Source organism: Acidiferrobacter sp. SPIII_3, assembly GCF_003184265.1.
Taxonomy (GTDB): domain Bacteria; phylum Pseudomonadota; class Gammaproteobacteria; order Acidiferrobacterales; family Acidiferrobacteraceae; genus Acidiferrobacter.
In genome coordinates this window covers 779,425-791,857 of record NZ_CP027663.1, presented here as the reverse complement: position 1 = coordinate 791,857, position 12,433 = coordinate 779,425, and the positions used below count along the sequence as shown (strand labels likewise).

The following is a 12,433-nucleotide window of genomic DNA, read 5'->3' as shown; positions in this document are numbered from 1 at the left end:
CCAACCGCCGGAAGGCGCGCGCCTACGCCTCGCGCCCTGCCCGCCGGCACAGCCGGTACACGCCCTCCTCGCGCCACGCCAGACCCTGCTCGGCGAGTCGCGGATCCTCCTCCGCAGTTTTGCGTTCGCATTCCAGGACTTCCACCGTGAAATGATCGGCGAAGATCTCCTGGATTTCCGATGACGATACCGCAAACGGCGGGCCGCTTTGCGGATCTTTCAGGGAAAAGGGGGCGATCAGCAGGACCGGCGTCCCCGGGGCCAGCAGGCGCGCCATATGCTCGGCATAGGCGCGTCGCGTGGCCGGCGGCATGGCGATCAGGGCGGCGCGATCATAGACGGCCGCCACCGGCCCGAGTAGTTCCGCGGTCAACCGGAAGTAATCGCCGAGCAGGATGGTGACACCGGTCGCCTGGTACTCCAGGAACTCGCCGCGGCCGACCCGATCCACGGGGATCTTCTGTTCCCGATAAAATGCCTCGACGGCGAGCGGGCTGATCTCGATCCCTATGACCTCGCGCCCCTGTTCGAAAAGCCAGCTCATGTCGCGGCTTTTGCCACACAGCGGCACGAACACCGGGCCCTTGGGGCCCAGGGCGTCGATATGCCGGCGCAGGAAACGGTTGATCTCGGCCTGATGGAAACCAATGCGATTCTCATGCCAACGCGTATGCCAAAATTCGGCCTTCATCCCTCCTCCTCCCCCTCCCGCGCGATCCCCAGCAGATCCGTGACCGCCGCCACCGCCGCGGGCCGCCCGAAAACGACCCGATAACGCCCCGGCGGCCCATCCAGGCGCTCGAACGCCGCACCCGCCTCGCGCGCGATCGCCCACGCCGCGCATACATCCCAGAGCTGCGCATGCCAGTCGACGGCCACCGCCCCCTGACCTTGCAAAACCACGCTATGGGCATAACAGTCCCGGTAAACGCGCAGGTTCGGGTGGGCTGCCGCCAATCGGCCAAAGAGTTCCGGACGACCGCCCTTGGTGAAATTCTCGGGGGCCGTTGCGATGACTATCGGTGTCCCCGATTCCTGGCGGTCGGCGACGCGCACGTCGCGCCCATTGCACGAGGCCCCGAGTCCATGGGCGGCGCTCACCCGCAGGTCGAGCCGCGGGTGGTCTATGACCCCGAGCACCGGAACACCCTCGTGGCGCAAGGCCACCAGGGTGCCAAAGGTCGCCATGCCATGCACGAAATTATCGGTCCCATCGATCGGATCGAGGACCCACTCCCAGGCGCTGCCTCGACCCTCCGCCGGATACTCCTCGCCCACGAGATCGTGATCACCAAACTGTCCGGCAATGGCCTCCCGCCAGGCCGCCTCGATGCGCTGATCGGCCACACTCACATAGGAGCCATCGGCCTTGACGGCAATATCCGCTTCCCCGATGGGGGTCTCGGCCAGGAGCCGCCGCGCCAGATCGGCGAGCGAAAACGCAAAACGCAGGAAGCGGCGGCTATCGGCCTCGCCGATCCGCGGCTGAAAGACAGGTCTCATACAAGGCGACGATACCGACTCCCCGGGCCGCAGACAAGACCGGCCGTCGTGCTGAGAGGGACCCCGGCACCAAGATCACGAATGCACCATGTCGGTATCCGCTCGCCATGCGCTCGGCGGCCCCCCGCGGGCATCCGAACGGCGCCTCGGCGTGGGACCGGGGCGGGTCGCGACGACGCGGTCCCGTCGACCCATACCCCACCTGCCGACGATGCCGACCAGGACTGCGGGCGGCCTCGGCGGGACGCAAAACCCGGATACGTGATCCCATGGCAATCCGGACATTCGGTTATACTGGCGCCTACGGCTCCAGGCCTGGTCGAAAGTCGCCGCCGGACCGCCTTCAACGCCATGCGCCGCGGGCCGCAAGCCTCGTGAAGGAAACATGAATCCTATCTCCCATCTTCAAAGGAGGACGAGAACGCAGTGGTCGGGCTGAGCCTCGCAGATCCCGCGGCCCGCCGGCGTTTCCCATACCCATGACGACGCGCAGAGAAAAAGACAGTCTTGGCGAATATCCGGTGCCGGCCGATGCCTGGTATGGTATCCAGACGGCACGCGCCGTGGAGAATTTTCCGATATCGGGTCGCGCGCCCGACCGTGATTTCATCGTCGCCCACGCGCGCGTGAAGATCGCCGCGGCACGGGTGAACGCCCGTGCCGGCTGGCTCGACGAGCGTCTCGCGCGCGAGATCGAGCGCGTCGCGACCGCCATCGCGGACGGCCAGTACCATGGCGAGTTCGTGGTCGACCGGTTTCAGGCCGGGGCCGGCACCAGCCATAACATGAACACCAACGAGGTCATCGCCAACCTCGCCAACGTGGCGCTCGGCGGCGAACGCGGCGTCTACCACCCGCTGCACCCCAACGATCATGTCAATATGGGGCAGAGCACGAACGACACCATCCCGACTGCCATACGCTTGGCGGCGCTTGCCAAGCTCACGCGTCTTGTATCCACCACCCACGACATGGCGCGCGCCTTCGATGCCCTGGCCGCGCGCGAACAAGACACCGTAAAGAGCGGCCGCACACACCTGCAAGACGCCGTTCCGACCACGCTTGGGCGCGAGTTCTCGGCCTATGCATGGACCCTAAAGCGCTGCGCCCGGCGCATACAAGATACCGCTGTCGACCTGGGCGAACTGGGGCTCGGCGGCAGCGCGGTCGGGACCGGCCTCAACACCCCGCCCCATTACGCCAAACAGGTATGCGCCGAACTCGCCACGCTCACCGGCGAGGCCTTGCGCCCGGCGCCCGACCTCTGCGCGCAGATGCAATCCATGGCCGACATCATGCAGCTGTCGGCGACTATCCGCGGGCTTGCGCTCGAACTCACACGCATCACCAACGACCTGCGGCTGCTGGCCTCGGGACCGCGCACCGGCCTTGCCGAAATCCGTTTGCCGCCGGTGCAGCCGGGATCGAGCATCATGCCAGGCAAGGTCAATCCGGTCATGCTCGAGATGTTGAATCAGGTCTGCTACCAGGTCCTCGGACAAGACGCCGCCGTGGCCGCCATGACCCAGGCCGGTCAACTCGAACTCAACGTCATGATGCCGGCGCTCGGGTCCGCGCTGTTTGACATGATGGACTGGCTGACCCGGGCCATGACCGCGATGACCCGGCGGGCCCTTACCGGCATCGAGGCCGATCGCGACCGTTGTCGGGCCTATGCGCACGCCAGCGTGGGCCTGGCCACCTTGCTGAACCGCGCGATCGGCTATAGCGCGGCGGCGCGCGTGGCGCAGGAATCGGAGGCCAGCGGCCGGCCGATCGCAGACCTCGTGGCCGCCCACGGCCTCATGGACCATCAGGCGTTCGCAGACCTCGTGGCACGCGCCGCGTCCGGCGACCCCTCATGACCCGGATTCTGGTGCTATATTACAGCCGCCATGGCAGTGTGCGACGCATGGCCGACCTGGTGGCGCGCGGCGTGGCATCGGTCCCGGGGTGCGAAGCCGTGGTCCGTACCGTGCCGGAGGTGTCGCCCGCGCCGGAGGCCTGCGCCCCGGCGATCCCCGAGAGCGGGCCGCCGTACGCCGATCTCGATGACCTGCGCCACTGCGACGGTCTGATCCTGGGCAGTCCCACGCGCTTTGGTCACATGGCCGCTCCCGTCAAACACTTTCTCGAGACCACGACGCCGTTGTGGCTCGCCGGCGCGCTGGCCGGCAAGCCCGCCGGGATGTTCACCTCCACCGGCACCCTGCATGGCGGTCAGGAGGCGACATTATTGTCGATGAGCGTGCCGCTCTGGCATCACGGCATGCTGCTGGTCGGCATCCCCTACACCGAGCCCATGCTCACCACCACCGCCTCCGGCGGCACACCCTACGGCGCGAGCCATCTGGCCGGCGCGCGCGACGATCGGCCGGTGACCACCGAGGAAAAGACCTTGTGTCTGGCGCTCGGGGAGCGCGTGGCGCGTATCGCACAAAGACTGGCGCCGGCCCCGACGTAAGTCCCCACCCTGCGTACCACCCCCTCTAGGGACGCGCGAGGACAGCGCGCAGATACGGGATGGTAAGGCGCCGTCCGTCCGCCAGGGTCTCGCGATCGAGGTCTTCCAGCAACGCGAAAAGCGCCCGCGGATCGCGCGGACCGTGCGCCAAAAGATAGGCACATGCCGCATCATTCAGCTGCAGTCCCCTAAGCGAGGCGCGGTGACAGAGGGCCTGGGCCTTGACCTCATCCGACAGACGGCGCATGGCCACGATCGGGCCGCTTCCAAGCCGCGTCCGCAGGTCATCGCGGGTCACCGCTAGGCCGGCGGGGTTACTGCGTCCGGCCAGCACGATGCGTCGCGCCGGCGCCAGTGTCTCGAACAGCACGAACAGCTGCCGCTCGCCATCGGCGTGCCCCGCCAAGGCCTCCATGTCATCAACACAGACCGTACTCTCGGGCGGCAGATCGGCAAGACTTTGCCAGGCCATCGGGGAGGTATGGGCGAGCGACAGGAACGCGCAGGGGCCACCTCCCTGGACCGCGCGTGCCACGGCCGCCAGGAGATGGGTCTTGCCACAGCCCTCGGGGCCGAACAGATACAAGGGCCCCGGCCGCCCCTCGGCGAAGGCGCGCGCGGCGGCGAGCGCCGCGCCATTCTCGGTCGCCCAGAAATTTTCAAACGAGGGGCGATCGCGCACCGACAGATCGAGCGGCAGCTGGCGCGTCATTCGGACCACGCGCTGTGGCGATAACGGGCATGGACGCGTCTTAGCCAGACCATGAGCACCGCGGAGACCGGAAGGGCCAGCAAGATCCCGGCAAACCCGAAAAGCTGCCCTCCGGTCAGCACCGCGAAGATCACAAGCAGCGGGTGCAGACCGATCGAACGGCCCACGAGCCGCGGGCCGAGGACCATGCTCTCCATCATCTCTCCAAAGCCAAAGGCCGCGAACACGAACAGAAGATGCCTCACGTCATGGTACTGCAGCAACACCGCGAGGCTCGCGGTGAAAAGCCCGGTAAAAAACCCGAGATACGGGATGAAGCTCAAAAATCCCGTCACGACACCGACCGGCAGGGCCAGATCCAGGCCGGCTATGCTCAGACCGACAGTATAGAGTATGGCAAGCGCGATCATGACCGTGAGCTGGCCGCGCAGGAGCCGGCCGAGCTGGACATCGACCTCGCCTGCGAAGCGCACTATCGGCTCGCGGTAACGACCCGGCAGGATCTCCACGGCGGTGGCGCCAATGTCGTCCCAGTCGCGCAACAGGTAGAAGGTCACGACAAGGATCAGCATGAGTCGCGCGAGCGCTACGAGGATGTGCAGGCCGGAGGCGGTGGCCACCGGCAGGAGCCGGGCGACGTCGGCCCCCACCCCTTGCCATTGCGCCAGGATATGCCGCTTCAGTGCGTGGAGATCGGGCGTATAGCGACCATGGGTGGCGCGCAGGATACGCGCCTGCAACCAGTCCATATAGGCCGGCGCATGCGCGGTGAACGTCGTGAACTCCCTTTGCGCCATGGGTACGAGCGCGAATGCCAGAGCCGCGACCGCAAACACCAGCAACAGCAGCAGAAGAAGGATGGTGGCGCTGCGCGGCACGCCGGCGCGTTGCGCCCGCGAGACCAGCGGATTGGCGATGTAGGCGATGAGCGAGGCCAACAGGAACAGGGTGACCACCGGCGCCAGGACATAGATCACGGCACCCGCCGCCAGCAATATCGCGACGGCATACAGGACCCGGCGTTCAGTCTCTCCCAGCACGTCCTGCCTCGACCTCCCGCACGATTCCCCAAGTCCACAGATAGTGTCCGCCGCTTGCGATCGTCGTGACAAGGACCACAAAGACGAGCGCCGCCTGGATGTGGGCGACATGAAACGCGAAGGCGCGCTCGGTGAGCAGGAACACCACGAGCAGGATCTGGGTGAAGGTGTTGAACTTGCTCACCCGGCTCGGGCGCATCGATACCGGCCCGTACAGCGAGGTATAAACGAGGTAGCCGCCGACGATAAGCGCGTCCCGGAAGGTCACCACAAGCACCAGCCAGAACGGCACGAGCGCCAGCAGCGCCAGCATCACATAGGCGCTCACCAACAGGATCTTGTCGGCCAGGGGATCGAGAATGGCGCCGAGCTGGCTCACGAAACCAAACCGCTTGGCGATATAACCGTCCAGACCGTCCGATATCCCCGCAATCAGGAACACCCACAGGGCCTCGAGGTAATGGTGATCCTTCAGGACCAGGATCAGAAGCGGTACGAACGCCATCCGCAAAAGCGTGATCATGTTGGGTAGATGCTGCAGTCTTTTCACGCGGACATCCCTCTCACAGTGCGGGCACAGCAGCGCCGGGCGTGCGGTCCCCGTTTACCCGTGCGCGCCGACCGAAGTCAAGATTTACTTGCAGGGTCCCAGGCCCTAACATAACGGCCATCTCGGAGCCCGCCTGTGACAAGACCCCAGTGACTGAACCCAAGACCCCAAACCCCTTGAGCTATCGTACCGCCGGCGTCGACATCGAGGCTGGCGATGCCCTGGTCGAGGCCCTAAAGCCGATCGCCGCCAAAACCACCCGCCCCGGAGTCCTCGCGGGTCTTGGCGGGTTCGGCGCGCTCTTTGCGCTGTCCGGGCGCTATCGCGACCCCGTGCTGGTCTCGGGCACCGACGGCGTGGGCACAAAACTGCTGCTGGCGATCGCGCTCGATCGCCATGACGACATCGGCATCGACCTGGTCGCCATGTGCGCCAACGATATCGTCGTGCAAGGGGCCGAGCCGCTCTTTTTTCTGGATTACTTCGCCTCGGGCCGACTCGACGTCCGCAAGGCCGAACGTATTATCGCCGGAATCGGTCGTGGCTGCGAATTGGCGGGTGCGGCCCTGGTCGGCGGCGAAACCGCGGAGATGCCGGGGATGTACCGCGATCAGGACTATGACCTGGCCGGCTTCTGCGTGGGAGCGGTGGAACGGGAACGCCTGATCGACGGCCGCCGCGTCAAAGACGGTGACATCATCCTCGGGCTGCCCTCGTCGGGGCTGCACTCCAACGGTTACTCCCTGGCGCGGGCGGTCCTCGCCCGACGCGGGACGGATCTCACCGCGACCGTCGGCGACCGCCGCCTCGACGACATCCTGCTCGCGCCCACGCGCATCTATGTGAAGGCCCTGCTCGCCCTCCATGCCGCGATCGACGTCCACGCCATGGCGCACATCACGGGTGGAGGGCTGCCTGGCAATGTCCCGCGCGTGATCCCCGAGGGCCGGCGCGCGGTCATCGACCGATCATCCTGGTCGCGGCCCGCGATCTTCGGCTGGCTTCAGGAGGGCGGAGACATCGCCGAAGAGGAGATGTACCGGACCTTCAACTGCGGCGTCGGTATGGTGGTGGTGGTCGATGCCGCCGATGCCGGGGTCGCCGAGGCCGTGCTCCGTGATCACGGGGAGGCACCGTTTGTCATCGGCCGTGTCGATGAGGGCCCCGGCGAATTCGCATGGGCCTGAGACCGCCCTTGAGGGTTGCGGTCATGGTCTCGGGGCGCGGCAGCAACCTGCGCGCCTTGCAAGAAGAGGCCCCCGAACAGGGCTATGCGATCACAGGCGTGGTCAGCAACAACCCCACGGCCCCGGCCGTCGACTACGCGCGCGATCAGGGTCTTGCGCTACGCCTCGTCGATCATCGCCGGTTTGCCACGCGCGCGGCCTTCGAGGAGACCCTGGCGACGGCGCTGGACGATCTGGCGCCGGATATCATCGCGCTGGCCGGCTTTCTGAGGGTCTTGGGCGCGGACTTCGTAGGCCGTTACCAGGGGCGCCTGCTCAACATCCACCCCTCGCTTTTACCGGCGTTCCCCGGGCTCGACACCCACCGCCGCGCCCTCGCATCCGGCGCGCGTATCCATGGGGCCACGGTGCACCTCGTCACCCACGCCGTCGATGGCGGCCCGATCATCGCCCAGGCCGGACTTACGGTGATCCCGGGGGAGTCCCCGGCGGCGCTCGCGGCGCGCGTGCTCGCCCTCGAGCATGCCCTCTACCCGTATGTGCTCGGCCGGTGGGCGCGCGGCGAGATCGCCGACCGCTGATCAGCCCCATGCTTCCCCTGGGCGCGCCTCGGGCATAAACTCCCCCCGTTTCGGAATAAATAACGATAGGGCACCGTCCCACCACCCGAGGAGAATCGAATATGGGCATCCGTCAGTTGTTATGCCGCTCGCGGGAGTTCAAAAAGACCCTGGAGGCCAGCCGCCCGCGCCTCTATCGTATCGCCTATGCCTGGACCCATAACCCCTCCCTGGCCGACGACCTGGTCCAGGAGACCCTCACCAAGGCCTGGAAAAAACACGATCAGCTCCGGGATCCCGGGGCCGAAGAGGCATGGCTTTTCAGCATCATGACCAACTGCTTTCGCGACCATCATCGGCGCGAACGCGAGGCCGAAGACATCGATGACATGGACATCGCGTGCGACCACTGCCTCGAGACCGAGCACCTGCGTTCGGAACTCGCCGCGCGCGTGCGCGCGGCCATCGCGAGGCTCCCTCAAGGACAGAGACAGGTCGTGACCCTGGTTGATTTAGAAGGTTTCTCTTATAATGAGGTCTCGTCCATACTGGGCATACCGGGCGGGACTGTCATGAGTCGGCTGTGTCGTGCGCGCGCGGCCTTGAAGGCCCTGTTACTCCCGGATATGGCGGCCGCCGCCCCCACACCAAGGATGCGGAGAGTGAAATGACCGAATCGGAAGGACCCGGGCTCTCGGATGAATTCCTCAACGCCTTCGTCGATAACCAGATCGACGGCGATGAGAAGGGCCGCGTCTATCCGCTCATAAACAACGACCCGGAGCTGAACCGCAAGGTCTGTGAATTGCGCAAGGTCTCGGATCTGGTGCGGCTCGCCTACGATACCACGCCGGCGCCAAGACACCGCGAAACGCCGCGCCGGCATCTGGCCTCGCGCCTGGCCCCGCTGATTGCGCCCATCGTGCTCTTGATCGGGGTGACCCTCGGCTGGTCGTTGCGCGCCTTGTGGGCCCCGGCTGTGCCGCCGCGCCCGGTGGCCGCGATCGCGCGGGCCACGACCCACCTCACCACCAAGGTCCTGTTTCATTTGGACAACGGCGACCGCACCCATATGCGTCAGGTGCTCGAGGAGGCCCAGCACCTGCTCGCCCGTTACCGCGCCGATCACCGGCAGGCGAAGGTCGAGATCCTGGCCGATGGCCCGGGGCTTGCGCTCCTGCGCCGCCACCTGTCGCCGTTTCCGGCGCGCATCGCCGCCCTTCAGGCGCGCTATCCGAACCTGATATTCGCCGCGTGCCAGGATACGATCAACCGCCTCAAGCGCCGCAAGGGCATTGATCCGCACCTCCTGCCGCAGACGGTGATCGTACCCTCGGCAATCGCCGAGATCGTCCGGCTCCAGCGCCGCGGATGGACTTATATTAGTGTCTGAGCACGGACTGACGCGGGTGGTCGCGGATCGATACCGGAGCACGCCCCTTCTGATCCTCGGGCTATGCCTCCTGGGCGGCGTGGCGCGCGCCCACACCTTTGTGTATGTCGCCAATTACAACAACAGCACGATCGGCGTCTACGCCGAGCACGACAAGGGCAACCTCGTGGCATCGCAATCGGTGCCGACCCCAGGGGGACCGGAGTCGATCATCGCCGATCCGCTGGGTTATGTGATCACCGCCGACAGCCTCGCGCACGCCGTCAGTGCCTATCGGATAGACCCCGCCGACGGCAGGCTCGCGCGCGCCGCGGTGCGTCTTCAGGGGCCACGCACCAACCCCTTCAGTGTGACCGCAAGCCCCGGGGGACACGACATCTACGTCGCCAACAGCGGCGACAGCACGGTGGGCATCTACCGCATGCGCCGCGGGCGGGGCGTGCTGATCCCCGACGGCCGCGTCCATGAGGCGCCGGGGGCCAAGCCCTACTCCGTGACCTTCACGCCGAACGGCCGCTATGCCTATGTCGCAAACTTCGGGAACGCCACGATCGGCATGTATCGGCGCGCGCCGGATCACGCGGCACTCATGCCCCTGGGGCTGTTTCATGAACCCCCGGGCGACGGCCCTTATGGGCTCGCGGTCGGCCCCGACGGACGGTTTTTGTATGTCGCCGACTTCCGGGCGAATGTCCTTCTGGTGCTTGCCATCGGGGCCCACGGGCGGCTGACCCTGAAAGACCGGGTGACCGAACCCTTCGACCACCATCCGGACTCGCTGGTCATCGATCCGAGCGGGCGCTACCTCTTTGTCGCCAACACCAGCGCCAACGACATCTCGATCTTTCGCATCAACCAGGCCGACGGCCGCCTCACGCACGTCGGGCACGTACCGACCGGCGGCTACCCCTTCTCGTTGACACTCGACACGGCGGCACGCTTCGTATTCGCGGTCAACTATGGCAACAGCACGATCAGCCGTTACCGCCTGGATCGCCAAAGCGGCCTGCTCACAGCCATAGGCACGACACCCGAGGCGTCCTATGCCGACCCCTACGGCATTACCGCCTTTACCTCCGGCGCCGGCCGCTCGCCGGACGCCCGGAACCGCCGATAATCATCCAGGATCCGGGGGTGATCGAAGGCAAGCGGCACCGTGATGCGGCGGATATCGGCGATCTCGCAGCGCCGGGCGTCGTCTCCGGCCCGCGCCATGCCGGAGGCCTGCGCGATGTATACGAGCGATACCGTGTGGCCGCGCGGGTCGCGGGCCGGATCGGAATAACAGCCGAGCAGGGCCTCTAGCGTCACGGCCAGACCGGTCTCTTCGCGGGCCTCGCGGCGCGCGGCATCCTCCACCCGCTCGCCGATGTCCACGAAACCGCCGGGCAAGGCCCACCCTGATGGCGGATGGCGACGCTCGATCAGGATCACGCCATGCGGGTGTCCATCCGGACGGATGATGATATCCACCGTCAAAAGGGGGGTCTTGGGGACTGCCATCATTCTCCTCGGTCCATGCTACAATATCCTGGCCATGGAACAGATTACCGCGCCCTCGGGACAGGTGATAGAGTTGCGTCAGGTCTTCCACGAGACCGGCGCACGGCTCCTGCGGGTCATCATACGCGACGGCGCCAAATATTTTACCGTTGAACTGGACGCCGCGACCGCCCATGAGTGGGGGACGCGGATGCGTGATTGGGCGAGCGACAGCGCGCAGGATCGCTGAAACGGCCGTTGGTCGGCCCAGGACGCGCGTCGAGACGGCCCTGGCGTTTTTCCTACATGAGGGGTAAAGCATGCTTCAAGGTCTTATCGTCTTGCCGTGGTGGGGCTATGTGCTGGTCGCGCTCGCCGTGACCCACATCACGATCGTGTCGGTCACCATCTACCTGCACCGTCATCAGACGCATCGGGCCCTGGACCTGCATCCCGCGGTCGCTCACTTCTTCCGCCTGTGGTTATGGCTGACGACGGGCATGGTGACCAAGGAATGGGTGGCCATCCATCGCAAGCATCACGCGCGCTGCGAAACGGAAGACGATCCGCATAGCCCGCAGGTACTGGGCCTGAAAAAGGTGCTGTGGGAGGGTGCGGAGCTCTATCGCGCCGAGGCCAAAAACACCCAGACGCTCGCCAAGTTCGGACACAATACCCCGGACGATTGGCTGGAGCGGCATGTCTATACGCGACACAGCGCCGCGGGTATCGTCCTCATGCTCATCATCGACCTTGCGTGCTTTGGCCCGCTCGGTCTCACGATTTGGGCCATCCAGATGATCTGGATCCCGTTTTTCGCAGCCGGCGTGGTCAACGGCGTGGGCCATTACTACGGCTACCGCAACTTCGAGTGCGCCGACGCAGCCACCAATATCGCACCGATCGGCATCCTGATCGGCGGCGAAGAACTGCACAACAACCACCACACCTACGCCAGTTCCGCCAAATTCTCGTGCAAGCCCTGGGAGTTCGACATCGGCTGGGGATACATTCGCACGCTCGAGATGCTGGGCCTGGCCACGGTCAAGAAGACCGCCCCGATACCCACCTACACCCAGCCGAAAGAGGTCTGCGATCTCGATACCGTCAAGGCGGTCATACACCACCGCTTTCAGGTGATGGCGCGTTTTGCGCGCGAGGTCTTGCACGAGGTCCACGGAGAGGAGGTCCGCAAGGCCGCGGCCGCCAACCGCGAGACCGCCAAGGTCCTGAAGGGCGCGCGGCGCCTCATGGTGCGGGAAAAGACCCTCATCGGCGAGGCCGGATACCGTCAGCTGCAAGAGATTCTGGCGACCAACAGCACCCTGCAGACGGTCTACACCATGAAGGAGCGCCTGCAAGACGTGTGGCGCCGATCGGCGAGCACCCAGGAGCAGCTCTTGGAGGCCCTGCAGGAATGGTGTCACCAGGCGGAGGCGACCGGGATACAGGCCCTGCGCGACTTCGCAACCGCGATCCGCAGCTACGCGGCGACGCACATCGCGGCCTGAGAGGGCGCGGCCCGCGGCGACGGGTCTTAAC

The 12,433-nt window shown here is 66.0% G+C and carries 15 protein-coding genes; 9 read left to right on the top strand and 6 right to left on the bottom strand.

The features are described 5' to 3' along the window. Positions 1–22: 22 nt before the first annotated feature. Entirely contained in the window at positions 23–691 is a 669-nt protein-coding gene (locus C4901_RS04135; RefSeq protein WP_168185540.1) for a thiopurine S-methyltransferase, read from the bottom strand. Next, entirely contained in the window at positions 688–1,503 is an 816-nt protein-coding gene (locus C4901_RS04130; protein ID WP_110136256.1) for an inositol monophosphatase family protein, read from the bottom strand. The genes C4901_RS04135 and C4901_RS04130 overlap by 4 nt, the downstream gene beginning before the upstream one ends. 479 nt (positions 1,504–1,982) lie before the next feature. Here C4901_RS04130 and C4901_RS04125 point away from each other — a divergent pair, with 479 nt between their 5' ends. Then, a complete protein-coding gene (locus C4901_RS04125; protein WP_110136255.1) occupies positions 1,983–3,368 on the top strand; it encodes an aspartate ammonia-lyase in 1,386 nt (461 codons plus the stop codon). Further along, positions 3,365–3,967, top strand: coding sequence for an NAD(P)H:quinone oxidoreductase (wrbA, locus tag C4901_RS04120; protein WP_110136254.1), 603 nt, complete (start codon positions 3,365–3,367; stop codon positions 3,965–3,967). Before C4901_RS04125 ends, wrbA begins: the two co-directional genes overlap by 4 nt. Before the next feature lie 25 nt (positions 3,968–3,992). Here the strand turns inward: wrbA and hda are convergent, their stop codons facing one another. The 3 genes from hda to C4901_RS04105 are packed head-to-tail and all read right to left on the bottom strand — an operon-like array spanning position 3,993 to position 6,269. After that, a complete protein-coding gene (gene hda, locus C4901_RS04115; RefSeq protein WP_110136253.1) occupies positions 3,993–4,679 on the bottom strand; it encodes a DnaA regulatory inactivator Hda in 687 nt (228 codons plus the stop codon). Then, a complete protein-coding gene (locus C4901_RS04110) occupies positions 4,676–5,719 on the bottom strand; it encodes an AI-2E family transporter (RefSeq protein ID WP_168185539.1) in 1,044 nt (347 codons plus the stop codon). Before C4901_RS04110 ends, hda begins: the two co-directional genes overlap by 4 nt. Beyond that, positions 5,703–6,269, bottom strand: coding sequence for a CDP-alcohol phosphatidyltransferase family protein (locus C4901_RS04105; protein WP_145960611.1), 567 nt, complete (start codon positions 6,267–6,269; stop codon positions 5,703–5,705). The genes C4901_RS04110 and C4901_RS04105 overlap by 17 nt, the downstream gene beginning before the upstream one ends. 149 nt (positions 6,270–6,418) lie before the next feature. Here C4901_RS04105 and purM point away from each other — a divergent pair, with 149 nt between their 5' ends. The 5 genes from purM (at position 6,419) to C4901_RS04080 (ending at position 10,526) form a co-directional block, all read left to right on the top strand. After that, entirely contained in the window at positions 6,419–7,456 is a 1,038-nt protein-coding gene (purM, locus tag C4901_RS04100) for a phosphoribosylformylglycinamidine cyclo-ligase (RefSeq protein ID WP_110136250.1), read from the top strand. Continuing rightward, entirely contained in the window at positions 7,447–8,037 is a 591-nt protein-coding gene (gene purN, locus C4901_RS04095) for a phosphoribosylglycinamide formyltransferase (RefSeq protein WP_110136249.1), read from the top strand. The genes purM and purN overlap by 10 nt, the downstream gene beginning before the upstream one ends. A 101-nt stretch (positions 8,038–8,138) precedes the next feature. After that, a complete protein-coding gene (locus tag C4901_RS04090; protein ID WP_110136248.1) occupies positions 8,139–8,687 on the top strand; it encodes an RNA polymerase sigma factor in 549 nt (182 codons plus the stop codon). Continuing rightward, positions 8,684–9,409 (top strand): hypothetical protein, encoded by a 726-nt coding sequence (locus C4901_RS04085; RefSeq protein WP_110136247.1) that lies wholly within the window; start codon positions 8,684–8,686, stop codon positions 9,407–9,409. Before C4901_RS04090 ends, C4901_RS04085 begins: the two co-directional genes overlap by 4 nt. Beyond that, on the top strand, positions 9,402–10,526 hold the full coding sequence (locus C4901_RS04080) for a beta-propeller fold lactonase family protein (protein WP_110136246.1): 1,125 nt from the start codon (positions 9,402–9,404) through the stop codon (positions 10,524–10,526). The genes C4901_RS04085 and C4901_RS04080 overlap by 8 nt, the downstream gene beginning before the upstream one ends. On the opposite strand, the gene C4901_RS04075 is transcribed toward C4901_RS04080, so the two are convergent. Continuing rightward, the gene (locus tag C4901_RS04075) at positions 10,463–10,915 is read right to left on the bottom strand and encodes an NUDIX hydrolase (protein ID WP_110136245.1); all 453 of its coding nucleotides are present in this window, start codon (positions 10,913–10,915) and stop codon (positions 10,463–10,465) included. The two genes, C4901_RS04080 and C4901_RS04075, sit on opposite strands and share 64 nt — an antisense overlap. A 31-nt stretch (positions 10,916–10,946) precedes the next feature. Here C4901_RS04075 and C4901_RS04070 point away from each other — a divergent pair, with 31 nt between their 5' ends. Further along, entirely contained in the window at positions 10,947–11,141 is a 195-nt protein-coding gene (locus tag C4901_RS04070) for a hypothetical protein (protein ID WP_110138514.1), read from the top strand. A gap of 70 nt (positions 11,142–11,211) precedes the next feature. After that, a complete protein-coding gene (locus C4901_RS04065) occupies positions 11,212–12,402 on the top strand; it encodes a fatty acid desaturase (RefSeq protein ID WP_110136244.1) in 1,191 nt (396 codons plus the stop codon). Positions 12,403–12,433: the final 31 nt, after the last annotated feature.

Bases quoted from the DNA above. Each gene is read 5' to 3' on its own strand.
- C4901_RS04070 (WP_110138514.1), top strand. From the start codon at position 10,947: ATGGAACAGATTACCGCGCCCTCGGGACAGGTGATAGAGTTGCGTCAG.
- C4901_RS04065 (WP_110136244.1), top strand. From the start codon at position 11,212: ATGCTTCAAGGTCTTATCGTCTTGCCGTGGTGGGGCTATGTGCTGGTC.
- C4901_RS04135 (WP_168185540.1), bottom strand. From the start codon at position 691: ATGAAGGCCGAATTTTGGCATACGCGTTGGCATGAGAATCGCATTGGT.
- C4901_RS04125 (WP_110136255.1), top strand. From the start codon at position 1,983: ATGACGACGCGCAGAGAAAAAGACAGTCTTGGCGAATATCCGGTGCCG.
- C4901_RS04085 (WP_110136247.1), top strand. From the start codon at position 8,684: ATGACCGAATCGGAAGGACCCGGGCTCTCGGATGAATTCCTCAACGCC.
- wrbA (WP_110136254.1), top strand. From the start codon at position 3,365: ATGACCCGGATTCTGGTGCTATATTACAGCCGCCATGGCAGTGTGCGA.
- C4901_RS04075 (WP_110136245.1), bottom strand. From the start codon at position 10,915: ATGATGGCAGTCCCCAAGACCCCCCTTTTGACGGTGGATATCATCATC.
- C4901_RS04130 (WP_110136256.1), bottom strand. From the start codon at position 1,503: ATGAGACCTGTCTTTCAGCCGCGGATCGGCGAGGCCGATAGCCGCCGC.
- purN (WP_110136249.1), top strand. From the start codon at position 7,447: ATGGGCCTGAGACCGCCCTTGAGGGTTGCGGTCATGGTCTCGGGGCGC.
- C4901_RS04090 (WP_110136248.1), top strand. From the start codon at position 8,139: ATGGGCATCCGTCAGTTGTTATGCCGCTCGCGGGAGTTCAAAAAGACC.
- hda (WP_110136253.1), bottom strand. From the start codon at position 4,679: ATGACGCGCCAGCTGCCGCTCGATCTGTCGGTGCGCGATCGCCCCTCG.